The organism is Polaribacter sp. Asnod1-A03 (genome assembly GCF_045063585.1).
GTDB lineage: Bacteria > Bacteroidota > Bacteroidia > Flavobacteriales > Flavobacteriaceae > Polaribacter.
Window position 1 is genome coordinate 1,104,797 of record NZ_JBEFOE010000009.1, and the last position, 25,165, is coordinate 1,129,961.

Below are 25,165 nucleotides of genomic sequence, written 5' to 3' on the forward strand. Positions count from 1 at the left end.
TTATTTTTACCATAAAGTCCCTGAATAAAAAACCATGTGCCAACAAAGAACTGAGCTAAAAAACAACTCTTTTCTTCATTAAATTTTTGCATTATTATTCTAGGCTCATAATTCTATTAATTAGTATTTTGAGCTTTTATTTTTTATGTAAACACTACTTATTTTAATAAAACAGAAACATAAGTTTCATCATATGGGTTTCCAGATTTGGCAATTGCAAAACTCTGTTTCAACAACTTATTAGAAACTGCAATTAATGCCAATTTCTTACTCTTACCTTTGTTTACAAGTCGCTCATAAATTTCTCTACAGACTTTATTATGTTTACATGCTGTAAATGAACACAAAAACAAAAGGTTTCGTAGCTTTCTATTACCAACCTTACTAATTCTTGCTCTTCCCCTTACACTACTTCCTGATTCTCTTATTGTTGGTGTGATTCCTACATAACTACAAAGTTGAGAAGCTGTTTCAAACTTTTTAAAACCATCTGTTACCACAATTAAAAACAATGCTGTCTTTAATCCTATTCCTGGAATACTTGTTAAAAGAGTTAATTGAACTTGTTGTTCTTGCTTTACTAAAGTAAGTAACTTTTCTTCTATACCTTTAATCTCTCTTTCTAAATGCTTTTTAACGCGAATTAAAGAGCGATAAACCCATTTTGATGGAATCCCTAAGACTTCTTCTCCATGAATTTTATTCTTGGTAGCTGTTCGTTTTTTTATTAAACTATCTAACCATCTAAAGAGTTGTAAACATTCACTTTAAACTTCTGTAAGAGCATTATATAATGGAACTTCGTTTATCTTTCCATAATCACAAATTGCTTTGGCATCACTTTTATCTGTTTTAACTTTTGCTAATTTCATTTGAATGAAACGCTTTATTGATAATGGATTGACAACAGAGACAATAACTCTTTGCTTGTATAAAAACTGAGCTAATCTGTAATGATAATAACCTGTGGCTTCCATAATTACTAATGAATTTTTAGGAAGACTTTTTAAAAAAAACTTAAATCCAGATACATCATTTTTAAATTGATTATGACCACTTTTACTTCTATAAACATCAAACACATCTTTGCTAATGTCAACTCCAAAAATTTCCTTATATTTATTCATAAGAACTGATTTATGAAAGAATAACCTACCATGACTCACAACAAACAACTTGAAAACGAGATCTAGGTCTCACAGAACTGAACGTGGTTTATAGTAGAAAAGAGAGAGGATTACCAATGTTGTCGAAGTCGAAAGCTTCACCGTATATATTAACCTTAATTCTCTCTTTTATTCTTTCTGATTAGATATCAAATTTATTAAAAGACAAACTTAAGACGTATATAATCCATTGCTAGTTCTAGCCTACTTACGAAAATCCTCGCGGATTTTTTATTCGGTTTTTATTTGCTAAATTACGTGCTAAACCATATACAAACACGTTGGCTATAATTTCAAGAAACCAAAAACCTTCATTTTATAAAACTTACCTATTGGAATTTGATGCTCTTTAATATTTATTCTATTGCCTTCTATAGTCGCAATATTATCTTTAGAAACTATAAAAGATTTATGAACTTGTATAAATTTATCTGAAGCAAGTATTTCTAAAACATCAGATATTTTTTCTCTAATTAATATCAGATTTTCTTTTAAAACAATTTTACAATAGTTTCCGGCAGCTTCTACAAATAAAATATCGTTTAAATTAACTTGAATGTGCTTTTTATCACTATATAAAAAAACATATTGGTCTTTAATGATTTTTGGAGATTCTAATTTGCGTGATTCATTATTTAAATTCATAGTTTTATTGATGGCTTTTAAAAACCTCTCAAAACTAAATGGTTTCAATAAATAATCTATCACATTTAATTCATAACCTTCTAATGCGTGTTCTTTGTAAGCAGTTGTCACAATTACTTTTGGTGGATTAGATAATGTTTTTAAAAATTCAAAACCCTTTAGTTTCGGCATATTCAAATCCAAAAAAATTAAATCGACTGTGTTGTCTTGAAAAAATTCTAACGCTTCTATCGCATCATAGCAATTTTTAGCCAATTTCATATTCGGTAACAAATCACAATATCCCTTTATAATATCGTGTGCAATAATTTCGTCATCAATTATTAAATAGTTAATCATAATTGCAGTTCTAATTTAGCTCTAAATACTGAATTATTCTTTTCAATAACTAATTTATGTTTTTTTGGATAAGCCAATTCAAGTCTTCGTTTTAAATTTTTGAGACCAATCCCTTTTTCTTTTGGAATTTCCTTTTCATCAAAATTATTTTCAATTTCAAAAATTAATGTCTCATTATTACATCTTAAATTTATGGTAATATAGGCTTTTTCTCGCAAATTTTCGACACCGTACTTAAAGGCGTTTTCTAACAAGATTATTAATAAAAGTGGTCTAACCTTTATATTTTGATTGGCTATATCTGTGTTCAATTGAATATCGATTTCTTTGTGATATCGCATCTTGTGCAATGCAATATAATTCTTTATATAAGAAATCTCTTCGTGCAAAGAAACCGCATTCTTTTCGCCTTCATAAATACTATAACGCATTAAATCTGACAGTTTTAGTACAATATTTTTTGCTGTATCTGCATCTTTATCAATCGTGCCGTAAATATTATTAAGCATATTAAAAAAGAAATGAGGATTTACCTGACTTTGCAAGTGAAGTAATTCATTTTTTTTTGTTTCATTTTTTAAATTTAAAAAAGATTTTAGTTGCATAATAATCCAAAGAATACCAACTAAAAGTAATAAACAATAATATATTATCACAACAATTCCTATTGCTGATGGATATTTCCCAAGAAAAATTACAGAATCATTCCCAAGTATTACAGATTCGTAAGTGGTTATACCTAACGGAATTAGAACACTTATTAAAACTAATATTTTAACGACAAGCCAATTATTTCTTTTTAAAACAGATATCATTCAGCAAAAATAATATAAATAAATGGGCAGAAAATTAATAGTGACAAACGCTAATCATTGTGGTTTATAACTATTGAATAATATGATAAAAACATTTCAGACTACATAGCCTGTTTTTCATCTAACGCTGTAGTGCATATGTCACAAAAATTTATTCAGCATATAATGGCTCAATATATTTGGTCTTTCATCAATCAAAAAACGAAAATCAAATGAAAAAAAGAATAACACGCTATCTTAAAAACGTATTTGGAACCATCCTCGTTTTATTAGTCATTGGTATTGCTATTATAGTTTCCTTAAATGGAAGTTTTGAATATGGGAACAATCCATTAAATATCAATTTGGAAAAAGAAGGTCCTTATGTGTTTTATGAAAACGATAGTACACTAAATGTAAATTATATAAGAGGCAATAAAACAGACGGATTTTATCTTGACAAAACCGAACACGCTGTAAATGAAATAATCCCTACTACTTGCTATTTCCCATTAGAAGCTTCTAGTTTTGATTTTAATATTAAATCAGAAATTGAAATTCCAGAAACGACCTATTCAGATAACCAACCAATAATTGCCATTTCTGATATTGAAAGTAGTTATAAAACATTCCGAGATTTTTTAATTGCTAACAAAGTTATTGACCTAAACTTAAAATGGATTTTTAATCAAGGACACCTTGTTTTAGTTGGAGATTTTGTGGATAGAGACTTTTCAACAACTCAAGTGCTTTGGTTTATTTATAAACTGGAACAAGACGCTAAAAGACAAGGAGGAAAAGTGCATTTTATTATAGGAAACCACGAACTCTATAATATGCAAGGAAAATACAAATCTGCTTCATATAAATACTATGGTGTTGCATCTATTTTAGGAAAACAGCATCACGATTTATACAATGAAAACTCATTTTTAGGTAAGTGGATGGCTTCTAAAAACACGATGGAGCTTATTAATGGGCATCTTTTTGCTCACGGAGGGATTCATCCAGATATTGTAAAATACGATGTCTCAATTGAAAAAATTAATCAAATAAACAGAGAGAATTATTACCATTCCTATTATCCAAAACCTGAAGAAACTATTGAACAATTAATACTTTCCAACAAAAATGGAATTTGTTGGTATAGAGGATATTTTAATGATGATCTATCACAAGAAGATGTAGAAAAAGGGATTAAAAAATTTAATGCAAAAGATATCATTGTTGGACATACACTTCAATGGTCAGTAAAAAAAATATATGATGGAAAAGTCTTTGCTATTGATGTAAAACACCCGAAGGACTATAATAAAAATTGGCCAACTAAAGAGTCAGAAGGTTTGTTAATAAAAGAAAACATCTACTTCCGTTTAAAATCGAACGGAAAAAAAATAGAATTATAATAGAAATGAAATCAATATAATGAAAACTAAAATTTACAATTTCTTATCAAAACGATACATCGTTATTTTAACAATGCTTATTGCCCCATTATTTGGCTTTATAGACCGAAATTTTGTCTTTTTTTTCGGACTGGGCATTGCATTTTTAATTTTATGGGGAAGTAATTTTGAATGGACAAAGTTCGGAATGGGAAAGAAAATTACTAGAAACACCATTTTAAAAAGTTTATTAATAACAGTTTTATTTTTTATAGGGTTTAGCATAATAGACTCATTCCTTCAACATTATTTGGGAGAATTTGATTTGTCTTCTGTTGAGGATATTAGAGGAAATTTTGTAGGTTATTTTGTTTTAATGCTTATAATGTGGGTCTTTGCTGCTTTTGGAGAAGAATTTCTTTTTCGAGGATATTATATGAAGTCATTAGCAGAATTATTAGGAAATTCAAATAAAAATTGGTTTTTATCTGCAATTATTACTTCCGTTTATTTTGGTGTCTCTCATATATATCAAGGTACTGTTGGAATGGTATCTGTATTTTTATGGTCTTTATTAATCTCATTAATATTTAATAAAAACAGGAACAATTTATTTTTACTCGTTTTAATTCACGGATTTAATGACACAATAGGTTTAACACTCATCTATTTAAATAAAGGTAATCTTATTTCAGAATGGATACAACAACTGTTTTAATAGCCTATCATTTAAAATCCGAAGAAAAAAACTGTAGCCAATAATGTATATAAAACATAGCTATTACATTCTTTTCGAGAGGTTTTTACTTCTTTAAGAAGTCCGCCAAATTTTTATTTTTGTATATTTAGAAATTAGAAGATAAAGAGAAAAAATAAAAATTTGGCTCGTGTTTAATCCGAAACAACCGTGTCTTCTTAAACGTTAGGTTTCATATACGGAGACGTTGGGCATAATACGAAACAAATAACCTCCATTCAATAACTTAACGCAACAAACCTATTAATTTAGATTTGTTGCGTTAAGTTATTGAATGGAGAAATGAAAACACAAATGGACTCATTAGGAAGATATCTTCCAAAAGGAACAAATTTCAATGAAATTGACCTAACTAAACCACTATTATGGACTGTAAGTCCATAGGTTTTAAAATCTGACTAAAGTCAGCATTACGAAATCTAACGTGATTACTCTAATATGAAATTATCACTATCATTACTAGATTTCCGATGATGTTCTAAATATTCATTTACCATTTTATCTGTTATATTACCTGAGCTCCAACATCCAAATCCTATTGCATAAAAATGTCTGCCCCAATATTGTTTCTTCAATTTTGGGAATTCTTGCTGAATTCTCCTAGATGTTCTCCCTTTTAATTTCTATACAATATTACTAACATCTTATGATGGACGATACTCAATATGCATATGAATGTAATCCTTAGATACAACTCCTTTTAATATTACTATATCTTCTGAATCACATATTTGTATAAGCAATTGTCTACAACGCTGTTGAACATCTCCAACTAATACATTATAGCGATACTTAGTACTCCAAACTATATGAACTGTTAATTTTGAAACAGTATGACCATTTGCTCGCTGATTTTCCATTCAACAAAGGTAAAAGTTTTTAGAAGCTAAAACGAAATGCACTAAAATACATAGTTTTAACTAAATTTGAGACCAACAAAAAAGATAAAGAGTTAGTATAACTGAAGAAAATCATTGTTATGAAAATGCCATTACTGAACGTGTAAATGGTATTTTAAAAGATGAATTTTATTTAGACCAAACCCTTGATAATGTGACTCACGCTAAGAGAGCCGCAAAAAATGCAATTAATTTATACAAAAAAAAATGTTACACCTATCTTTAGACTATAAAACACCTAATATGGTATATAAATTATCAGCCTAAATTCAATTTTAACCTGTAGCCATATTTCAGGACAAGACATATAGCCTATAAATTTTGGTAAAGATGGTACAATAAAACCTAGCACTTCTTTTATTTTTAATTAGAAAAACAATTAAATATTTTTTTATTAAAAAGATTATGTTTGTATATTTAATACCAACAACCAAATAATCACTATGACACTAGAAGAATTAAAGTACCCAATAGGTAAAGCAGAAATTCCTGAAATTATTACAAAGAAAAATATTGAAGATTGGATTTCACTTTTAGAAAGATTTCCACACGAATTAGAATTTTTGGTTAGAGAATTATCAGAAAACCAATTAGACGTTCCTTACAGAGAAGGTGGTTGGACAATTAGACAAGTAATACATCATTGTTATGACAGTCATCATAATTCTTATTTACGTTTTAAATGGGCTTTAACAGAAGAAAATCCAATAATTAAGGCTTATAACGAAGAAAATTGGGCAGAATTACACGATTCTAAAACAGCACCAATCCTTCTTTCTTTAGATGCATTAAAAGCATTACATGCTAAATGGGTGTATTTAATACAAGGTTTATCTGAAGTTGAATTAAATAAAACTTTTATTCATCCAGAAAGTAATAAAGAAATTAGCTTAAAAGAGAACATTGGTCTTTATGCTTGGCATTGTAGACATCATTATCATCATATAGAACAACTTTTGATTCGTAAAAATTGGAAACAATAAGTACCACATTATTTTATTTTTAATTTTATTGATACATGAAAACTGCTAAAGAATATTTTGATGAATATGCTATTAGTCATCAAAACGAAACTAACCAAGCCATACATTACGTGTGTGTGCCTCTTATATTTTTTAGCGTTGTTGGTTTATTAGTAAGCATACCTACTTCATTTTTAGAAAACACATTCAAGCTTTCTAATCCTTTATTAGAAAATTGGGCTATTGCAGTTGGCATTGTTATTTCTATCTTTTATATGCGGTTAGGTTTTTGGTATTTTATTAAAATGCTATTTGTTATTTTAGTTTCTATACTTGGTAATTTTCTAATCAGTAATCATTTAAATATATTCTATACATCTATTTTTATTTTTGTATTCGCTTGGATAGGACAATTTTACGGACATAAAGTAGAAGGTAAAAAACCTTCTTTTTTAAAGGATTTAGAGTTTTTATTGATTGGACCTTTATGGGTTATTGAAAAACTTAGTAAGAAAAAATAATTATGAAAGAAGAAATTACTTTTGAAGACTTTTTAAAAGTTGATATTAGAATAGGAACCATTATAGAAGTAAAAGATTTTCCAAAAGCAAGAAAACCAGCCTACCAACTAACGGTAGATTTTGGTGCTTTAGGCATTAAAAAATCGAGTGCACAAATAACCGATTTGTACACAAAAGAAGAGTTATTAAATAAACAAGTAACTGCAATCATCAATTTTAAACCAAGACAAATAGCCAATTTTATGAGCGAAATTTTGGTAATTGGTGTGTATAATACAGATGGAAATGTGGTTTTATTACAAGCTTCTAAAGCCATTAAAAATGGTGAGCAGGTAAATTAACAATACCTTTTAAAGTAGTAATTAATTTTTAGGATTGTTTAAAATTATTAAGGCACCAATTACTCCAGGAATCCAGCCACAAAGGGTTAGTAAAAAGATGATAAAAACAGAACCACAACCTTTTCCTAAAACTGATAAGGGAGGAAAAATAATGGCTAGTAAGACTCTAAAGAAACTCATAGTATAATTTTAGTTGGTTTATAATATGACGAGTATATTCAATAAATGTTACATCAATACTAAATAAATAGAACGATAGAGCTAACTAATTTATTCTTTTTTTATAAATTATTTTATTTTTTTGTGATTTAAATAACTTATTGTACGAATAATAAGGTAAACCTAAAAAAAATTAGTTTGAGTAAAAAAACTTTATTTGTTGACATTCTTAAAAAGCACAAAGGTATTTTATATAAAGTGATCACAATTTACTGTGCCGATGAGAATGATAAAAAAGATTTAGAACAAGAAATTTTAATTCAAATTTGGAAATCTTTGGATAAGTATGACGATACTTATGCAATCACAACATGGTTATATCGTATTTCTATGAATGTAGCTATTTCTCACTACCGAAAAGTTTTTAAGACAAAAAGTAAAATTGTTAGATTGGATAGCACCTTACTTGAATACACGAAATCTGACGAAAAAAGTGATGATAGTTATCAAAAAGAAATATTACAAAAACTATTATCTCAACTGAATGAATTTGACAAAGCTTTAATGTTTCTTTACTTAGAAGATAAAGATAATGAAGTAATTGCAGATATTTTAGGGATTACAAAGACCAATGTGTCTACAAAAATTAATAGAATTAAAAACAGATGGAAGCAAGAGCTAAAATCACAAAAAAACTAAAAGATTATGAATATTGACGAAATAAAAACTGTTTGGAAAAAAGATATGAATGCTCTAGAAAGTAGAATTAAAATCAATGAAACTAAAATAAAAGAATTAGAATTTAATAAAGCTACCACAACGTTTGATAAATTTTTAAAAATATCTCTTTTTGGTAAAAACATGGCTTTAGTGTATGCCTTAATTTCTTTATTATTAATTATTAAATTATGGCAAACTCCTGTAATAGCTATAATTGTTGGGATTGGTTTACTATCAATGATTTTTTCTTACTTTCAACATAGTTCTTTAAAAAAATTAGACTTAACAAACTTTAGCTTACTTGCTTTACAAAAAGAAATCAGTAAATTTAGAAAGCATACAGCAGAAACTGCTATTTATGATTTTACCATTATATTTATTTGGATGACTACACTAGGAATTGGTATCTATCAATTAATATCTAAAAATAATATTATTGACAGTTTTAAGACAGGTATCGTATTAAGTACTGCAATATTATTTTGGTTTGTTTTTGCTTACTTTGGTGGTAAAAAGATCTACAAAAACATAGATATAGAGCTTAAAAGCAGTGAATATGAATTAAATAGTTTAAAAATGTATCAAGAATACTAAATCTTAATATATTTAAAAACCCAACAAATTAAATTTGTTGGGTTTGCATTTTATTCCTTTAAAATTAATACACTACATCTTATCACCAAAGAAAATAGTATTCATTAATAATTTATTGGTACCAAACCAAAAAGCTCTAAAATTTGTATTATCAGTAAAAACGATTGCTCTACCTTTACCAAATCTTTGTACTTTAAATGGTACTGTATTTTTAATCACTTTTGCATTTTCTTTACTAATATACCCACTTAACAATGGATTTGGAGTATATTGAATGGGATTATTGTAACTACGTTTATCTGCTTTTATAAACATAGTAGAATTTCTAAACAATGCAATTTTATCGTCTTTATATCCAAAATTTATTGGGTGAGAACGGTCTATGTTTGCTTCAAAAATAGCACCCCCAATTACTTGCGCTCCAGATTTTAACGATTTGTTTTCAAAAGAAATACCTTCTATACTCTCAATTTTTGGCCTATCAAATTCTAGACTCATCATTTTACTACTTGCCAACCATCTTGCTGTGTTTTTATATCCTACTAAAACACCTCCATTTTTAGTCCAAGTTTTTAACTTTTCAATTGCATCTTTACCAATTCTACTACTTGGTACAATAATATGTGTGTATTTAGCAAGGTCTACTCTTGTAAAATAACTCATGTCAATACGAGTTAAGCGCATGTCAAATCGTTGATCAAATAAGTGCCAGATTTCTCCAGAATCATTTCCTGCAATTCCATCTCCCACTAACATGGCTACTTTTGGTTTTGTAATAGGACTAAAACTGTTAGAACCTAAATCTACTCCGTCATTTAAACCTGTAGTAACACCTGCTATTTTAACATGACTGTCTAATGCTGTTTTTTCTAAAAACTGATACATTTCGGTAGCATTTAATGCTTGATTTTGCACCGGAATAAAAATCGTTCCGTAATCATAGGCATTTCCTCCGTTTTTAAAGTTTTTCATAGAAACTTTAGCACGCAATCCCTTTTGTAAAATAGTATTTAAAGCTTTTGGTGTATAAAACTCATTCCAAGGCATTAAATACCCGTAATCACTTTTAGAAGAAATAGTACCTGCATTTAGTTTTAAATCCGTTATTTCTTTTCCTGCTTTGGCAAGCGATATATTTTCGGCATAATCCACATCAAAAGCATGGTTAAAAGTCCAAGCAGAAATATCGTAAAACAAACTGTCTTTAAAAGTAGTTCTTACATCAAACATCGCTTTTACCAAACGTTGGTTTTTTTGATCCATTGGCACCACGTAACTGTATCCTTTTTTAAAGGTTTTTCCGTTTTCTGTAAAATCAGATTTTACATCATGGATTTTTATATGCTGACTTTTTAAGATTTCTGCTAAATGATAACTCTTTGCGCCATCTTTTTCATCACCAAAAACAATCGCTTTACTGCTACCTGTATTTCTAGATTCTTTGTAAAAATCTTGTTGATACTTTAAGATTTTTGTACGCATACTTTTTGCTGCTTCTAAAGTTGATAAAGCTGCCGTAAATTGATTTCTAATCGTAAACGGGAATGTTAGAATACCGTTTACCGTTTCTTGTGCATGCCCTCTAGAACTTCCTTGTTCAAACAAAATACCGATACTTCCGTTAATATCCGGAAACGTAGAGCCTTTACCATAATAAAAATCATCGTAGCTTTCTTCTGAATAATACATAGAACCAATTTTATCAAACGCTTTTGCATGATACGTTCCGATTTCTTTGGTTAAATCCTGATTCATTTGTGGTGTTAAAGGATTGGTTCTAGAAGGAATTCCGGGTTGAAAAAAGAAGCTAGAATTACTGCCCATTTCATGATGATCTGTTAAAATATTAGGCAACCATTTATGAAAACTTGCAATTCTGGCTCTACTTTCTGGCAACTGCACAGGCAACCAATCTCTGTTCATATCAAACTGATAATGATTGGTACGTCCTCTTGGCCAAATCTCTGTATATTCTCTATCATTAGGATCTGGATTGATGTTTTTACTCTTGTTGGTATTTGCCCAATAAGAAAAACGTTGCAATCCATCAGGATTAAAAGAAGGATCGAAAAGAATAATTGTATTCTTTAAAACATCGTCTATATTTTCTGCAGCAGCCAAATAATAAGCTACAGCTAAAGCGGCATTAGAACCACTTGCCTCGTTACCATGAATAGAAAATCCTTGATACACTACTATTGGGTCGTTAGAAACATCTAAAGTGGCATCATTAGTACCATCAATATGTTTTTGTCTAATGCTTTCTATATTTTTATGATTTTCTGGAGAAGTAATGGTCATTAATAATAAAGGTCTTCCTTCATAAGTTGTACCTCTTGTTTCAATAGAAATTCTATCAGAAGAAGCTGCCAACACCTTCATATATTCGGCTAGTTTATCATGCGTAACATGCCACTCACCTACTTCATGTCCAATGACAGATTTTGGTGTAGGTATGTTTGCATTGTAAGTTCCTTTTGGCAAGTAATAAGATAAATCTACTTGCTGCCCAACTAAGGAAAATGCAGACAACAAGCATAAGAGTAATACTTTTTTCATGTGTATTTGAATTTGATTGTGTCCAAATATAACAATTCAAGTAATTATTGTTTTATACTTTAACATTTCTTTATTTTTGCAAAATGATTAAAGACATTCAACTACGTGTAAATTTAATAGAAGAACGCAAAGAAAATATTCTTTTATACAAAGCTGCTAAGCAATTAGATATTGATAAAAATACCATTTCTGCTGTAAAAGTTTTACGTAAATCTATTGATGCGCGTAAAAAAGACATCATTTTTAATTATAAAGTAGCCGTTTATATTAACGAAAGTATTTCAGAAAAATCGGAGTATGTTTTTGATTATAAAGACGTTTCTAAGGCAAAAGAAATTCATATTGTAGGTTTTGGTCCTGCAGGTATGTATGCTGCCTTACGTTGTATAGAACTGGGTTACAAACCTATTGTACTAGAACGCGGAAAAAACGTACAAGAGAGAAGACGAGACTTAAAGGCCATCAATCAAGATCACTTTGTAAACGAAGATTCTAATTATTGTTTTGGTGAAGGTGGTGCTGGTACTTACTCTGACGGAAAACTATATACCCGAAGTTTAAAACGTGGCGATGTAAGACGTATTTTCGAAAACTTAGTTTTTCATGGGGCAACAGATCAAATTTTGGTCGATGCGCATCCGCATATCGGAACCAATAAATTACCGAAAATCATCCAAAATATTCGTGAGAATATTATAAAATATGGTGGCGAGGTTCATTTTGAAACCAGAGTTACCGACTTTGTTGTTAAAAATAACAAACTACAAGCCATTCAACTGCAAAACGGACAAGAAATGGCTGTCAATTCAGTTATTTTAGCAACGGGGCATTCTGCAAGAGATGTGTATGAATTGTTGCATAAAAAAGAAATTGCCCTAAAAGCAAAGTCTTTTGCTATGGGCGTTCGTGTAGAACATCCGCAAGAAATTATCGATCAAATTCAATACCATTGTTCTGGCGAAAGAGACGAATTGTTACCTGCAGCGGCCTATAGTTTAGTGCAACAAGTAAACAACCGTGGCGTGTACTCTTTTTGTATGTGTCCGGGTGGATTTATTGTTCCCGCAGCTACGGCAAACGGAGAAGTAGTGGTAAACGGAATGTCGCCTTCTCGTAGAAACAATAAATTTGCCAATTCTGGTATTGTAGTTGAATTAGATATTGACCAAGATTTTAAAAAGTACGAGCAGTTCGGCGCTTTAAAAGGCTTAGAGTTTCAAAAAGACTTAGAAAAGATTGCCTTTTTTGCCGGGGGAAGAACACAAACCGCACCTGCGCAAAGATTGGTCGATTTTGTAGATGGTAAACTGTCTACAGATTTAAATGATTGTTCGTATCAGCCTGGCTTAAAATCGGCACCTTTACATTCTTTATTACCAAAAATTATTGGAAGTAGATTAAGAAAAGGGTTTGCTGCTTTCGGACAAAAAATGCACGGTTATCATACCAACGAAGCAAATATTATTGGTGTAGAATCTAGAACATCATCTCCAGTAAACATCCCAAGAAAAGAAAATTTAGAACATACAGAAATAGAAGGGTTATTTCCTTGTGGAGAAGGTGGCGGTTATGCTGGCGGAATTGTTTCTGCTGCCATGGACGGAGAACGTTGTGCAGAAGCAGCTATTGATAAACTGTAAATATTTTTAACAACTATTTTGTTACATAACCAATAACAATTGCTAATTTTACTTTCTTTAAATTACATGCATGAAAATTACAATTGGTAGAATTGATAAAGGAGATTTCCCTGAATTATCTTTAGAGGAAATTGATTTAAAAATTGATTCGGGTGCTTATACTTCATCAATACATTGTTCTAACATAGAAGAAATCGTTGTAAATGGAGTAAGTTTTATTAAATTTAAGTTATTAGATCCAGAACATTCTTTATACAACAACAAAGAATTTTCAACAAAAAATTACGATATTAAAGCTGTAAAAAGTTCTAATGGAATTTCTGAAAACCGTTTTTTAATAAAAACTGAAATTGTAATTTTTAATACTACTTTTCCTATTCATTTAACATTAAGTGAAAGAAAAGACATGAAATTTCCTATATTATTAGGAAGAAAATTTTTAAACAACAAGTTTGTGATAGATATTGCTGAGAAAAATCTATCTTTTAAATTAAAAAATATAACCAAATGAGAATTGTAATTCTTTCTAGAAATCCCAACCTTTATTCTACTAAAAGATTAGTTGAAGCAGCACAAAAAAGAAAACACGAAGTAATTGTTGTAGATCATTTAAAATGTAATATAGAAATTGAAAAAAAATCACCTAAAATATTTTATAAAGGTGAATATTTAGATAATATTGATGCAATTATCCCAAGAATTGGTGCTTCTGTAACTTTTTATGGAACTTCTGTTATTCGTCAATTCGAAATGATGAAAGTTTTTACTTCTGTAAGTTCTATAGCTTTAACAAGATCTAGAGATAAATTAAGCAGTTTACAAATTTTAGCAAGAGCTGGTGTTGGCTTACCTAAAACGGTTTTTACAAACTACACAAAAGATGTAGAACATGTTGTAGATTCTGTTGGTGGAGCTCCTTTAGTTTTAAAATTATTAGAAGGTACACAAGGTTTAGGTGTTGTTTTAGCGGAAACAAAAAATGCTGCAACTTCTGTTTTAGAAGCCTTTAATGGTTTAGGCGCAAGAGTAATTGCACAAGAATTTATTAAAGAAGCAGGGGGTGCAGATATTAGAGCTTTTGTAGTTGATGGTAAAGTAGTTGGAGCGATGAAACGTCAAGGAAAAGAAGGAGAATTCCGTTCTAATTTACACAGAGGTGGTAATGCAACTGTCATAGAATTAACGGACGAAGAGGAAAAAACTGCATTAAAAGCAACCAAAGCTTTAGGTTTAGGTGTGGCTGGTGTAGATATGTTACAATCCTCAAAAGGTCCTTTGGTTTTAGAAGTAAATTCATCTCCTGGTTTAGAAGGTATAGAAGTTGCTACAGGAAAAAATATTGCCAAAGAAATTATACGTTATTTAGAAATACATGTCGAGTAAACCTTTTATACTTTTAGGAAAAGAAATTCCGAAAGGAAAATGTACTGTTTTAGATTTAGAAGTTGCAAAGCTACACACAAGAACAACAGTAAAAGTTCCAGTAATTATTGAGCGTTCTAATGAAGATGGTCCTGTCGTTTTATTATTAGCAGGTGTTCATGGAGATGAAACCAATGGAGTTGGAATTGTTAGAGAAATCATCAGTCAGAAAATAAATAAACCAAAAAAAGGAACTATTATTTGTATTCCTGTGTTTAATATTTTTGGATATTTAATACAAACCAGAGAGTTTCCTGACGGGAGAGATTTAAACAGAATGTTTCCTGGTTCTAAAACCGGTTCATTAGCAAGTCAGTTTGCATATCAATTCACCAATGAAATTGCACCTTATGTAGATTATGTAATTGATTTTCATACAGGTGGCGGAGATAGAGATAATATTGCACAAATACGATGTGCTAAAGAAGATAAAAAAGGATTGGAATTGGCTAAAATTTTTAATCCACCAATGATTGTTTTCTCTAGTAATATTTCTAAATCATTAAGATATACTTTAAATAAAATGGACAAAACGATCCTTTTATTTGAAGGAGGAAAATCTAAAGAACTAAACCCTACTATTATTAATGAAGGTGTAAACGGAACAAAAAATGTTTTAATTCACTTGGGCTTAATTGATGGAGAAATTACGGTTAGAGAAACTCCAATTTTTGTAGAAAATGCCAAATGGATAAGAACCTCTCATTCTGGAATGTTTAAAATAATGGCAAAAAATGGTTCTTTTGTAAAAAAGAAAGAATTAATTGGTGTTATTCAAGATCCTTTTGGTGAGTTTAAAAAAAGAGTTTATGCTCCTTTTAACGGCCATATATTTTGCATTAACAAAACACCAATTGTAAATAAAGGTGATGCTTTATTTCATATTAGTATAGAAGGGTAAAAAATTACCAAAAAACTTACATTTGTAACATGCGTATAGATATTATTTCAGTTGCTCCCAATTTATTAGAAAGTCCTTTTAATCATTCTATTATAAAAAGAGCAAAAGACAAAGGTTTAGCAGAAATTAAAATTCACGATTTACGTGAATATGGCTTGGGCAATTACAAACAAATTGATGATACTCAGTTTGGTGGTGGAGCAGGTATGGTCATGATGATTGAACCGATTGCCAATTGTATTAAAAAATTACAAGCAGAAAGGACGTATGATGAAATCATTTATATGACTCCAGACGCAAAAACGCTCAATCAATCTACTGCAAACACACTTTCTTTAAGAGAAAATATTTTAATTCTTACAGGGCATTATAAAGGTGTAGACCAAAGAATTAGAGACAAATACATTACCAAAGAAATTTCTATTGGAGATTATGTTTTAACTGGTGGAGAATTAGCCGCAGCCGTTTTAGTGGATGCCGTTGTACGTTTAATACCTGGTGTTATTGGTGATGAACAATCTGCACTTACAGATTCTTTTCAAGATAACTTATTATCGCCACCAGTGTATACAAGACCTGCCGAATTTGAAGGAATGAAAGTTCCGGAGATTTTATTATCTGGTAATTTTCCTAAGATTGATGATTGGAGAAGTGAAAAAGCTTATGAAAGAACAGAACAAATAAGACCTGATTTACTAGAAGATTAATCAATTTCTTATCATTTATAAATAGAACATTTTGAACAAAATAAAAAACTTCATAAATAACAATAAAGCCCTTTCTTGGGTTTTAGGTTTTCAATTATTTAGACTGATTTTATTGCCGTTTATGGGCTTAATGCCCCAAGATGCTTATTATTATTTATACGGACAAAATTTATCTTTATCGTATTTTGATCATCCTGGAATGATTGGATATATTTTAAGAATTTTTACAGATGTTTTTGGTCAAACTATTTTTGTTATCAAATTTGCAGATTTTATAATTACTTCACTCACCATTTTAAGTTTTTACAAATTAGCTTCTTACTTTTTATCAGCAAAAAAATTACAAAGAGCAATTGTTTTATTAGCTTCTACACTATTTATTTCCATTTTATCCTTTAATTCTACGCCAGATGTTCCACTTTTATTATTCTGGACATTGAGCATCATTTGTTTATACAAAGCTATTTTTGAAGAAAAAAAATGGTTTTGGATCTTTGGCGGAATCGCAATGGGATTGGCTTTTGATAGTAAATACACTGCCATTGTATTGCAAATTGGTTTGCTTGCTTTTCTTCTTTTTTCTAACAAATACAGAAAATTATTAATATCGCCTTGGTTGTGGATCTCTATAATTATTTCTGTTGCTGTAACTTTCCCGGTTTGGTATTGGAATTACCTAAACGAGTTTGCTTCTTTTGCTTTTCAAGGAGCAAGTAGAACTGATAGTATTACAGAGTTTAAGTTTTCTCCTAACTTTTTCTTTGGTGCAATTGGGCATCAAATGTTCTTATTATTACCCGTTTTATTTTTAGTTTTCATCACGTTTACGTTTAAATATGTAAAAAGAGCCTTGTTAAAACTTAGAATTCCGCAAGCTAAAACCTTGTTTTTGTTGGCATTTTTTGTTCCAACTTTTGTTGGATTTTTTATATTGACACCTATTTATTGGGTAAAATTAAATTGGATGATGCCTTCTTATATAACAGGAATCATTTTAGCGGCCATGTTTATCAGCAAGAAATTATTAAAAATTCAAGTAATTTTTTCTATTGTTTTTCATGTACTTTTTAGCTTACAAATTCTCTTTTATTTGGCACCGATAAAAAGTGATGACACTTGGGTAGGTTGGAAAGAATTATCCGAAGAAATAAGCCTTTTACAACAAGAAAAAACAGATACTTTTGTATTTTCTGATGATAATTATAAAACTTCCGCGTGTTTAAATTTCTTTATGGAAGATAGAATTTATGCACAAAACATCATCGGTTTACCTGCTTTGCATTTCGATTATTTAGGTGATGATTTATCAAGCTTAAAAAACAAAAATGCCATTTTTATTGATTCTGACAAACGTTTTAAAAACAGTGATAAAAAAGGAGAACATCACCCTTTATTAGATACTTATTTTGATAAAGTAACCGAATTATCACCAATAATCATTAAGGTAAACGGAAAGGAATCTCGTAAATTTTGGGTTTTTTATTGCGAAAATTACAAGCCTAGTCTTTTATCAACTGATAAATAAAAACATATTTTACGGTTTCTTTATTTCGATCAATTGGTATCGTTGCTATTAAATTAAATTGATTAAAACGGTTCCCGTAAACTTCTGCTGGTTTTCTATAATTTCTACTGTCGGTTATGTATAAAACTTCGTTTAAGTTTACGTCTGCATTTTCTTTATGGATCCAATAATATTTATGAATTTTATGCAACGCTCCTACTCCGTAAACCAACATATTATTTGGTCTTGCAAAATAATAATCGATATGTGCCGCAGGAAACCATTTATCAGAAATTATGGGCAAATTTGTTAAATTATTTTCTTGTAAAACTTTGGTCACTTTTTTAGCCGCTTGTTGCCAACCATACAAATCCATTAACGCATCTTTTTTGCCTAAAGTTTCTTTTTTGTTTGATTTTTCAACTGGTAAAATCCATCCGTTGTTAATTTCTAAAGTGATAAAAGTTAGTAAGATTGATAAAAAAATAAAACCTCTTATTAAATTTCTTTTGATGTTTTTGCGTGATGAAATATAAACTGCCAAAAGCGGAATTAAAGTTAAATAAGAAATTCCCGACCAATGAGGCAAAGTATCTCTAGAAAAAGACAAATAAATGGTAGTAGCAATTAACGGAATTGAAAAAAAGAGGAAGAAACTTACTATTTTTTTATCAAAAAGGAATCTTTTCTTAATAAATGCTATAATCATCAAAAAAATAGCTACAAAAATATACGGATTGTTATAAACAATTTGCCCTACAATTTCTCTTAGAAAAGAATCCTTATTAAATTTTAAATTGAAAAAAGAGACTCGATTATTATGAAATTTATAACTGATAAAATCGTTTTGATAATTCCAATAATAAATAATAGCGACAGCTAAAAACGGAAAAATAAAAGCAAGATAAAATTGCCATTTCTTTAACCATTTTCTATTATAAAACAACACATACAAAACAACACCAAATAATAAATAGACTGCTTGATATTTAGAATAAATAGCCAGACCTATACATAAAAATCCTAAAAATAATTTTAATGAAATTTCTTTTTTAGGTTGATAAGGAATTACTTGTATCAAGAAATAAAAAGATAATAACCAAAACAAAACCATTGGTGAATCTGGTAAAATAAAGGTTCCAGAAATTATTAATCCGTAAATACTAATGTTATAAAGTAAAACACTTATAAAACCAACAAAGTCATCTTTTAGGTATTTTCCTATCAGAAAAACAACATACATAGCAATACTTGTAGGTAAAATTGCAGCTAAACGAATTGCTAATTCAGAATCGAAGTAAAGATTTGCTGTAAAAAACTGAATAAAAAAACCAACCATTGCAGGATGATCAAAATGACTAATATCTGGGTATTTTGCGTACAACCAATAATACACTTCATCATTACCAAACTCTAATTGGCTTGCCCAAAAAAGTCTAAAAAATAAACTAATTATTATTAATAAAAAAGCTGATTTTCTATAAGATAACTGCATTAAGATATACTTTTGGGCTTACTAAAAATTGCCATACCAATAATACCTATTAAAACACCAATAAAAGAACCTACAAAAATATCAACTAAAAAATGTTGTGATAAATAAACTCTAGAGAAACCAGCTATAATTGCAAGAGAAATCCATAAATATTGCGATTTACATTTAGAAAAATACAAACATAAAATGGTAAAAATTGCAAAAGCCGTAGTTGTATGCCCAGAAGGAAAAGAGTTCATCATTGCCATTTTTACACCATCAATTAAATGCAAGCTTTCTTCTCCCAAAGCTCCAGCAGGTCTTAAAATTCCTTTAAAAATTATTTTTTTTAACAAATGTGTTATTAATAAAGTTAAAACTCCACTTACTAAAAACACATAAGTCATTTTTCTTTTAATAAAAAAGAAGGTAACTCCTAAAATTGCAAAAAGTACTCCATCACCTAAAAAAGTGCTGTATTTAAATAATACATCAAAAAAAGAGGAGTGAAATTGATTTATCTTTAAATGTAAAGTAAACTTGTTAAAAAGCACAACAGAAGTTAACGACAATAGAAAAAACAGACTGTAAATAATAACTATTTCTTGTTTTATATCTAGCAACATTAAGAATAGATTATCTTTAACTTTTATAAATTTATTAATCGTTTTTTTGTCCGACTTTTTATTCAATCGTCTATTTAAATGAACTACTTGTTGCATCTTATATTTGTTAGGTTAGATTTCAAATCTATTTTAACCATATAACAATAACATTAATACATCTTTAAGCCTATATAAACGATTAGAATACAATTATTTGAAAGACAATGTTTTCTTAATTTAGAGAGACCAAAAATTAATATAAAAAAAATAAAACTTTTAGTTTTCAAATAAAAAAAATACCCTAAATTTGCAACCGCTAAATTAACCTCTGACGAAGAAATCGTGAATGTTGATTTTTCAAAAACCATTAATATATTAAGATATGGAATCTTTAGTAAAATTTGTACAAGACGAATTTGTAACAAAAAAAGAATTCGCAGAATTTGCTGCTGGTGATACAATCACTGTTTATTACGAAATTAAAGAGGGAGAAAAAGTAAGAACTCAGTTTTTTAGAGGAGTTGTTATACAAAGAAGAGGAACTGGTCTTTCAGAAACTTTTACAATCAGAAAAATGTCTGGTACTGTAGGTGTAGAAAGAATTTTTCCTGTTAACTTACCTTCTATTCAAAAAATTGAAGTTAACAAAAGAGGTAAAGTACGTAGAGCTCGTATTTTCTACTTTAGAGGTCTTACTGGTAAAAAAGCTAGAATTACTGAAAAAAGAAGATAATCTCTTTTATTCAAAAATATTAAAAAGGCGTTGTGAAATTTCACAACGCCTTTTTTATGAACAAAAATTATTCACTAAAAGCACTTTTTTAATTTACAGATTATTTTTTAGACTAGTTATTTTTTTCTTAAAACAAACAAAAAGAGTGTTTTAAGCATTTTTTTTATTAGATTTGGTAGCACCTCTAAAAATAAGCTAATGTCTAAAATTAAAATTGCTATCATTTCCGTTATTATTTTAATCGGAATCTATTTTACTTACAACTATTTTGCAGGAACATCTGACGATGAAGCCTATTTAACTTCTAAAGTAACAAAAGGTACTTTTATAAATGAGGTCTTTATTTCTGGTGAAGCTCAATCTACTAGTTCAATACAAATTAATGGTCCTAGTAATGCAATGAGATTTGGTTTGTACAATATAAAAATTCAAGATTTAGTACCAGAAGGTACCACAATTAAAAAAGGAGATTATATTGGAAAGCTAGACATGTCTGAACTGAATGGTAAAATATTAGATGCTCAGTTAAATTTAGAAAAGGCAGAATCTAAATATACACAGCAGCAATTAGACACTACTCTTACTTTAAAACAGGAAAGAAATTCTATGAAAGATTTGCTCTTTGATATTGAAGAAAATAAACTAGAATTTAAACAATCTCAATATGAAGCTCCTGGAATTATAAGACAATTAGAAATTAAAATTGAAAAGCTTGAACGTGATTTAAAAGAAAAAACCGAAGATTACTCAATTAAAAAAAATCAAGCAAATGCTAAAATGATTGAAGTTGGTACAGAAGTATCTAAAATAAAAAAACAAATAGCTGATTTACAAGATTTACAAAAAAATTTCACCATTCACTCAGAACACGAAGGTATGGTAACTTATGTAAAAGAATGGAACGGTACTAAAAAGAAAGTAGGTTCTACCATTTCTCCCTGGGAACCTGCAATTGCAAGTTTGCCCGATTTAACCAAAATGGAGTCTAAAACATATAGTAATGAAGTTGATATTAGAAAAATTAATAAGGGACTTACTGTTAAGGTTGGTTTTGATGCGTTTCCTGAAATAGAAATAGATGGTGTTGTAACAGAAGTAGCTAATGTAGGAGAAACAAGAGCCGGATCTGATATTAAGCTTTTTCAAGTATTAATAAAACTTAATGGTTCTAATAAAAATATTAGACCAGGAATGACTACTGCTAATAAAATACTTATTAAAAAAGTAGATGATGTTTTAATGATTCCTTTAGAAGCTATATTCTCTAAAGATTCTATAAGTTATACATATGTAAAATCTGGCTTATCAATAGAAAAAAAACAAGTTGAATTAGGCTTATCTAATAACGAAACAATTATTATTAATAAAGGTTTAGAAGAAAATGATTTGGTTTATTTAAACAAACCAGAAAATTTAGAAGACAAAAGTATAACACCTTTAAAGAAATGATAATTGATAAAATACTTTTAGAAAAACTAAAATCTAATTTTCATGAGGCATTTTGGTTTATTAAAACCAATAAAGTACGTACTTTTTTAACTGCACTAGGTATTATTTTTGGTGTTGCTTCTGTAATTACGATGTTAGCAATTGGTAACGGAGCAGAAAAAGAAATTCTATCTCAATTAGAATTGGTTGGTGTAAATAATATAGTAGTTACACCAATACCCGATGAAAAAAATGATGATCTTGCAGTAGATGAAGAAGAAAACAACAAAACAGAAAGTAAACGGTTTTCTAAGGGGTTAGATGTATTAGATGCAGAAAATATAAAAAAACACATACCTAGTGTTAAAATTGTAAGTCCAGAAATTATATTAAATACTTATGTAATTAATAATGGAAGACAACATTCTGTAAAACTGATAGGGATTACAAATGATTTTTTAACAACTTCAAACATTGAATTAGAAAAAGGAAAAGTATTCTCTAAATACCAAATTATAAATGCATTACCGGTATGTATTGTTGGTAAAAAAGTAGAAAAAAAATTATTTACAGGAGAAAGTGCAATAGGTAAACGAATAAAGGTTAAAGATGTTTGGCTACAAATAATTGGTGTTATAGAAGAAAAATTAATATCTGATAAAGCTCAAGAAAATTTAGGCATTAGAGATTTAAATGAGGATGTTTACATACCAACAAGTACTTTTTTAGTAAGATACAAAGACCGTAAAATAATTGTTGATGATGTAAATGTTAGAAATACAAATTCTACCGGACCTAAAAAGAAGAATTATAGAGGTAATTATCATCAAATTGATAAATTAACAATTCAGGTATCTAATTCTGATGAATTAAAAGCAACTGCAGAAGTTTTAAGTAAAATGCTAAAACGAAGACATAATGATGTTTTAGATTTTGAAATTAGCATTCCTATTCAACTTTTAAAACAACAACAGAAAACAAAGCAAATTTTCAACATTGTACTTAGTATTATTGCCGGAATCTCTTTACTAATTGGAGGTATTGGAATAATGAATATTATGCTAGCATCCGTATTAGAAAGAACCAAAGAAATAGGAATTATTAGAGCTATTGGAGCAACTGAAGAAGATGTTATTTTACAGTTTTTATCAGAGTCTGTTCTTATTAGTGTTGGAGGAGGAATTATAGGAATTGTATTAGGAATTATAGGCGCTTATGTTATAGAAGCCTTTTCTGGTATAGAAACCATATTATCACTAACTTCTATTTTAACTTCCTTTTTTATAGCCGTTATGGTAGGATTAGCTTTTGGAATTTTCCCTGCAAAATCTGCTGCTAAAAAAAGACCTATAGAAGCCTTAAGGTCAGAGTAATAAATTGCTAAAAATAATCAACCAAAAAAATAAAAAGATGAAAAAGATACTTATCATTTTTTGCTTACTATTATCATTTTCTATTTCAAGCCAAAGAGAAATCACCTTAAAAGAAGCTATAAAAATTGCTCAAAAAAACTCTCCAGATTATAAAACTGTGCTAAATCAAAATCAAGCAAGTTATTGGAGATTTAGAAATTATGAAGCAGGTTTTTTACCGCAATTAAGATTAGATGCTACTATCCCTCAATATTTAAACTCTGTAAATAGAATTACAAATGATAGTGGAGAAGATATTTTTGTAAGATCTAATCAATCTAGAATAGATGGGATGCTTTCTTTAAACCAAAATATTGCACTAACCGGTGGTACAGTCTCATTTAGTTCTCAATTAGAAAGAGTTGAAGTTTTTGGAGATAATAGTTCAACAGGATTTGCAATAGTTCCTTTTTCTATCAACTACAGCCAAAACTCACTTTTTTACAATCAATTTAAATGGGATAAAGAAATTGAACCAATGCTTTACGAAGAAGCCAAAAGAGAATTGATAGAAAATATGGAGCAAATATCTCTAAATACTGCAATTAGATATTTTGCACTTTTAAAAGCACAAGTACAAACTAAAAGTTCTATTACAAACTTATCTAACCAAGATACCTTGTTTCTTATTTCTAAAGGAAGGTTTAAAATGGGGAAAATTGCAGAAAATGATTTACTACAAATAGAACTATCTGTTTTAAATTCTAAAAATGAACTGACTACAAATGAAATTAATTTAAAAAGAACTTCTCAAAATTTATCTAGATACTTATCTACGGATACAGAAGATTTCCTTTTAAATGTTCCCGAAGAATTATCAACATTTACAGTTACTGTAGAAAAGGCATTAGAGGAAGCTAAAGCAAATAGAAAAGCGGTTATAGAATTTAGAAGAAGACGTTTAGAAGCAGAAAGAAATGTTGCAGAAGTAAAAGGGAGTAATAGAATACAATTAAGTTTAAATGCAAATTTTGGTATATCTCAGCAGGGGAATGTCTTTAACAACTTATTTCAAGATTACAATCAACAACAAAATGTAAGTCTATCATTAGGTATTCCTATTTTAGACTGGGGAGTTTCTAAATCTAAACGAAAATTAGTAGAAGCAAATAAAGACTTAGTAAATACCAATGTAGAACAAGATGAACAAGAGTTTGAACAAGAGATTTACTTACATGTACTTAATTGGCAAAACCAGCGTAACTTTTTAGAAACTGCAAAAAAAGCTCAAGAAATTGCTATTAAAAGATATGAAATTACCAAAAAAAGATTTGTTTTAGGTAAAATAACCATTACGGATTTAAATTTAGCACTCCAAGAAAAAGATAAATCTGTTTTACAATACTTAAATTCTTTAGAAAATTTTTGGTTAGATTATTACACTTTAAGAAAACTAACACTCTATGATTTTATTAACAATAAAAAAATTGAAGTAGAAGATATTATATATAATTAAATAATGTATTTTTGTTCATAATAAAAACAAAAACATTAAACA

23 protein-coding genes and 2 pseudogenes are annotated in these 25,165 nt (G+C 29.0%); 17 read left to right on the forward strand and 8 right to left on the reverse strand.

The features are described from left to right. Window positions 1-158 precede the first annotated feature (158 nt). The 3 genes and pseudogenes from ACJJVY_RS05360 to ACJJVY_RS05370 all read right to left on the reverse strand — a co-directional run bounded on the left by ACJJVY_RS05360 (window position 159) and on the right by ACJJVY_RS05370 (window position 2,965). Window positions 159-1,127: pseudogene (locus ACJJVY_RS05360) on the reverse strand (IS110 family transposase). 324 nt (window positions 1,128-1,451) lie between these two features. Continuing rightward, window positions 1,452-2,150 (reverse strand): LytR/AlgR family response regulator transcription factor, encoded by a 699-nt coding sequence (locus ACJJVY_RS05365; protein WP_405605937.1) that lies wholly within the window; start codon window positions 2,148-2,150, stop codon window positions 1,452-1,454. Then, window positions 2,147-2,965, reverse strand: coding sequence for a sensor histidine kinase (locus ACJJVY_RS05370; RefSeq protein ID WP_405605939.1), 819 nt, complete (start codon window positions 2,963-2,965; stop codon window positions 2,147-2,149). Before ACJJVY_RS05370 ends, ACJJVY_RS05365 begins: the two co-directional genes overlap by 4 nt. 212 nt (window positions 2,966-3,177) lie before the next feature. Between ACJJVY_RS05370 and ACJJVY_RS05375 the strand changes: the two genes are divergently transcribed. Together ACJJVY_RS05375 and ACJJVY_RS05380 are read left to right on the forward strand one after the other, a co-directional pair. After that, window positions 3,178-4,350: a metallophosphoesterase gene (locus ACJJVY_RS05375; RefSeq protein ID WP_405605941.1), complete on the forward strand. Its 1,173-nt coding sequence runs from the start codon at window positions 3,178-3,180 to the stop codon at window positions 4,348-4,350. 19 nt (window positions 4,351-4,369) lie between these two features. Continuing rightward, window positions 4,370-5,047 carry a CPBP family intramembrane glutamic endopeptidase gene (locus ACJJVY_RS05380; RefSeq protein ID WP_405605943.1) on the forward strand — a complete coding sequence of 226 codons (678 nt, stop codon included), beginning with the start codon at window positions 4,370-4,372 and terminating at the stop codon, window positions 5,045-5,047. A gap of 467 nt (window positions 5,048-5,514) precedes the next feature. Here ACJJVY_RS05380 and tnpA read toward each other — a convergent pair. After that, window positions 5,515-5,946, reverse strand: a pseudogene (gene tnpA, locus ACJJVY_RS05385) (IS200/IS605 family transposase). A gap of 482 nt (window positions 5,947-6,428) precedes the next feature. Between tnpA and ACJJVY_RS05390 the strand changes: the two are divergent. Genes ACJJVY_RS05390 through ACJJVY_RS05400 form a run of 3 tightly spaced genes read left to right on the forward strand, consistent with a single transcriptional unit; the run spans window position 6,429 to window position 7,809 of the window. Then, window positions 6,429-6,968, forward strand: a complete 540-nt coding sequence (locus ACJJVY_RS05390; protein WP_405605945.1) for a YfiT family bacillithiol transferase — start codon at window positions 6,429-6,431, stop codon at window positions 6,966-6,968. Between the two features lie 35 nt (window positions 6,969-7,003). Then, window positions 7,004-7,468 (forward strand): DUF962 domain-containing protein, encoded by a 465-nt coding sequence (locus ACJJVY_RS05395; protein ID WP_405605947.1) that lies wholly within the window; start codon window positions 7,004-7,006, stop codon window positions 7,466-7,468. Window positions 7,469-7,470: 2 nt separating this feature from the next. After that, window positions 7,471-7,809: a tRNA-binding protein gene (locus ACJJVY_RS05400; protein WP_405605949.1), complete on the forward strand. Its 339-nt coding sequence runs from the start codon at window positions 7,471-7,473 to the stop codon at window positions 7,807-7,809. Between the two features lie 21 nt (window positions 7,810-7,830). On the opposite strand, the gene ACJJVY_RS05405 is transcribed toward ACJJVY_RS05400, so the two are convergent. Beyond that, a complete protein-coding gene (locus ACJJVY_RS05405) occupies window positions 7,831-7,989 on the reverse strand; it encodes a YqaE/Pmp3 family membrane protein (protein WP_405605951.1) in 159 nt (52 codons plus the stop codon). 177 nt (window positions 7,990-8,166) lie between these two features. Between ACJJVY_RS05405 and ACJJVY_RS05410 the strand changes: the two genes are divergently transcribed. After that, complete coding sequence (locus tag ACJJVY_RS05410; RefSeq protein WP_405605953.1) at window positions 8,167-8,667, forward strand: RNA polymerase sigma factor; 501 nt, start codon at window positions 8,167-8,169, stop codon at window positions 8,665-8,667. A gap of 6 nt (window positions 8,668-8,673) precedes the next feature. Next, complete coding sequence (locus ACJJVY_RS05415) at window positions 8,674-9,282, forward strand: hypothetical protein (RefSeq protein WP_405605955.1); 609 nt, start codon at window positions 8,674-8,676, stop codon at window positions 9,280-9,282. A gap of 72 nt (window positions 9,283-9,354) precedes the next feature. On the opposite strand, the gene ACJJVY_RS05420 is transcribed toward ACJJVY_RS05415, so the two are convergent. Next, window positions 9,355-11,841, reverse strand: coding sequence for a M14 family zinc carboxypeptidase (locus tag ACJJVY_RS05420; RefSeq protein WP_405605957.1), 2,487 nt, complete (start codon window positions 11,839-11,841; stop codon window positions 9,355-9,357). Window positions 11,842-11,924: 83 nt separating this feature from the next. On the opposite strand from ACJJVY_RS05420, the gene ACJJVY_RS05425 reads away from it, so the two are divergent. The 6 genes from ACJJVY_RS05425 to ACJJVY_RS05450 all read left to right on the forward strand — a co-directional run bounded on the left by ACJJVY_RS05425 (window position 11,925) and on the right by ACJJVY_RS05450 (window position 18,036). Further along, a complete protein-coding gene (locus ACJJVY_RS05425) occupies window positions 11,925-13,481 on the forward strand; it encodes an NAD(P)/FAD-dependent oxidoreductase (RefSeq protein WP_405605959.1) in 1,557 nt (518 codons plus the stop codon). 70 nt (window positions 13,482-13,551) lie between these two features. After that, entirely contained in the window at window positions 13,552-13,992 is a 441-nt protein-coding gene (locus ACJJVY_RS05430; protein ID WP_405605961.1) for an ATP-dependent zinc protease, read from the forward strand. Then, window positions 13,989-14,864: a 30S ribosomal protein S6--L-glutamate ligase gene (gene rimK / locus ACJJVY_RS05435; RefSeq protein ID WP_405605963.1), complete on the forward strand. Its 876-nt coding sequence runs from the start codon at window positions 13,989-13,991 to the stop codon at window positions 14,862-14,864. Before ACJJVY_RS05430 ends, rimK begins: the two co-directional genes overlap by 4 nt. Then, complete coding sequence (locus ACJJVY_RS05440; RefSeq protein WP_405605965.1) at window positions 14,854-15,804, forward strand: succinylglutamate desuccinylase/aspartoacylase family protein; 951 nt, start codon at window positions 14,854-14,856, stop codon at window positions 15,802-15,804. The genes rimK and ACJJVY_RS05440 overlap by 11 nt, the downstream gene beginning before the upstream one ends. Window positions 15,805-15,833: 29 nt before the next feature. Next, the gene (gene trmD / locus ACJJVY_RS05445; RefSeq protein ID WP_405605967.1) at window positions 15,834-16,511 is read left to right on the forward strand and encodes a tRNA (guanosine(37)-N1)-methyltransferase TrmD; all 678 of its coding nucleotides are present in this window, start codon (window positions 15,834-15,836) and stop codon (window positions 16,509-16,511) included. A gap of 31 nt (window positions 16,512-16,542) precedes the next feature. Next, entirely contained in the window at window positions 16,543-18,036 is a 1,494-nt protein-coding gene (locus ACJJVY_RS05450; RefSeq protein ID WP_405605969.1) for a glycosyltransferase family 39 protein, read from the forward strand. On the opposite strand, the gene ACJJVY_RS05455 is transcribed toward ACJJVY_RS05450, so the two are convergent. After that, window positions 18,011-19,510: an ArnT family glycosyltransferase gene (locus ACJJVY_RS05455; protein ID WP_405605971.1), complete on the reverse strand. Its 1,500-nt coding sequence runs from the start codon at window positions 19,508-19,510 to the stop codon at window positions 18,011-18,013. The two genes, ACJJVY_RS05450 and ACJJVY_RS05455, sit on opposite strands and share 26 nt — an antisense overlap. Beyond that, window positions 19,510-20,211: a phosphatase PAP2 family protein gene (locus tag ACJJVY_RS05460; protein ID WP_405605973.1), complete on the reverse strand. Its 702-nt coding sequence runs from the start codon at window positions 20,209-20,211 to the stop codon at window positions 19,510-19,512. Before ACJJVY_RS05460 ends, ACJJVY_RS05455 begins: the two co-directional genes overlap by 1 nt. 265 nt (window positions 20,212-20,476) lie before the next feature. Between ACJJVY_RS05460 and rplS the strand changes: the two genes are divergently transcribed. The 4 genes from rplS (at window position 20,477) to ACJJVY_RS05480 (ending at window position 25,123) form a co-directional block, all read left to right on the forward strand. Then, window positions 20,477-20,827, forward strand: coding sequence for a 50S ribosomal protein L19 (gene rplS / locus ACJJVY_RS05465; RefSeq protein ID WP_405605975.1), 351 nt, complete (start codon window positions 20,477-20,479; stop codon window positions 20,825-20,827). Window positions 20,828-21,025: 198 nt separating this feature from the next. Beyond that, entirely contained in the window at window positions 21,026-22,276 is a 1,251-nt protein-coding gene (locus ACJJVY_RS05470; RefSeq protein ID WP_405605977.1) for an efflux RND transporter periplasmic adaptor subunit, read from the forward strand. Continuing rightward, window positions 22,273-23,628: an ABC transporter permease gene (locus ACJJVY_RS05475; protein WP_405605979.1), complete on the forward strand. Its 1,356-nt coding sequence runs from the start codon at window positions 22,273-22,275 to the stop codon at window positions 23,626-23,628. Before ACJJVY_RS05470 ends, ACJJVY_RS05475 begins: the two co-directional genes overlap by 4 nt. A 37-nt stretch (window positions 23,629-23,665) precedes the next feature. Then, entirely contained in the window at window positions 23,666-25,123 is a 1,458-nt protein-coding gene (locus tag ACJJVY_RS05480; RefSeq protein WP_405605981.1) for a TolC family protein, read from the forward strand. The last annotated feature ends 42 nt before the right edge of the window (window positions 25,124-25,165 follow it).

What these genes read in the sequence shown, in the direction of transcription:
- ACJJVY_RS05365 (WP_405605937.1), bottom strand. Translation starts at nt 2,150, where the DNA reads ATGATTAACTATTTAATAATTGATGACGAAATTATTGCACACGATATT.
- ACJJVY_RS05370 (WP_405605939.1), bottom strand. Translation starts at nt 2,965, where the DNA reads ATGATATCTGTTTTAAAAAGAAATAATTGGCTTGTCGTTAAAATATTA.
- ACJJVY_RS05375 (WP_405605941.1), top strand. Translation starts at nt 3,178, where the DNA reads ATGAAAAAAAGAATAACACGCTATCTTAAAAACGTATTTGGAACCATC.
- ACJJVY_RS05380 (WP_405605943.1), top strand. Translation starts at nt 4,370, where the DNA reads ATGAAAACTAAAATTTACAATTTCTTATCAAAACGATACATCGTTATT.
- ACJJVY_RS05390 (WP_405605945.1), top strand. Translation starts at nt 6,429, where the DNA reads ATGACACTAGAAGAATTAAAGTACCCAATAGGTAAAGCAGAAATTCCT.
- ACJJVY_RS05395 (WP_405605947.1), top strand. Translation starts at nt 7,004, where the DNA reads ATGAAAACTGCTAAAGAATATTTTGATGAATATGCTATTAGTCATCAA.
- ACJJVY_RS05400 (WP_405605949.1), top strand. Translation starts at nt 7,471, where the DNA reads ATGAAAGAAGAAATTACTTTTGAAGACTTTTTAAAAGTTGATATTAGA.
- ACJJVY_RS05405 (WP_405605951.1), bottom strand. Translation starts at nt 7,989, where the DNA reads ATGAGTTTCTTTAGAGTCTTACTAGCCATTATTTTTCCTCCCTTATCA.
- ACJJVY_RS05415 (WP_405605955.1), top strand. Translation starts at nt 8,674, where the DNA reads ATGAATATTGACGAAATAAAAACTGTTTGGAAAAAAGATATGAATGCT.
- ACJJVY_RS05420 (WP_405605957.1), bottom strand. Translation starts at nt 11,841, where the DNA reads ATGAAAAAAGTATTACTCTTATGCTTGTTGTCTGCATTTTCCTTAGTT.
- ACJJVY_RS05425 (WP_405605959.1), top strand. Translation starts at nt 11,925, where the DNA reads ATGATTAAAGACATTCAACTACGTGTAAATTTAATAGAAGAACGCAAA.
- ACJJVY_RS05430 (WP_405605961.1), top strand. Translation starts at nt 13,552, where the DNA reads ATGAAAATTACAATTGGTAGAATTGATAAAGGAGATTTCCCTGAATTA.
- rimK (WP_405605963.1), top strand. Translation starts at nt 13,989, where the DNA reads ATGAGAATTGTAATTCTTTCTAGAAATCCCAACCTTTATTCTACTAAA.
- ACJJVY_RS05440 (WP_405605965.1), top strand. Translation starts at nt 14,854, where the DNA reads ATGTCGAGTAAACCTTTTATACTTTTAGGAAAAGAAATTCCGAAAGGA.
- trmD (WP_405605967.1), top strand. Translation starts at nt 15,834, where the DNA reads ATGCGTATAGATATTATTTCAGTTGCTCCCAATTTATTAGAAAGTCCT.
- ACJJVY_RS05455 (WP_405605971.1), bottom strand. Translation starts at nt 19,510, where the DNA reads ATGCAGTTATCTTATAGAAAATCAGCTTTTTTATTAATAATAATTAGT.
- ACJJVY_RS05460 (WP_405605973.1), bottom strand. Translation starts at nt 20,211, where the DNA reads ATGCAACAAGTAGTTCATTTAAATAGACGATTGAATAAAAAGTCGGAC.
- rplS (WP_405605975.1), top strand. Translation starts at nt 20,477, where the DNA reads ATGGAATCTTTAGTAAAATTTGTACAAGACGAATTTGTAACAAAAAAA.
- ACJJVY_RS05470 (WP_405605977.1), top strand. Translation starts at nt 21,026, where the DNA reads ATGTCTAAAATTAAAATTGCTATCATTTCCGTTATTATTTTAATCGGA.
- ACJJVY_RS05475 (WP_405605979.1), top strand. Translation starts at nt 22,273, where the DNA reads ATGATAATTGATAAAATACTTTTAGAAAAACTAAAATCTAATTTTCAT.
- ACJJVY_RS05480 (WP_405605981.1), top strand. Translation starts at nt 23,666, where the DNA reads ATGAAAAAGATACTTATCATTTTTTGCTTACTATTATCATTTTCTATT.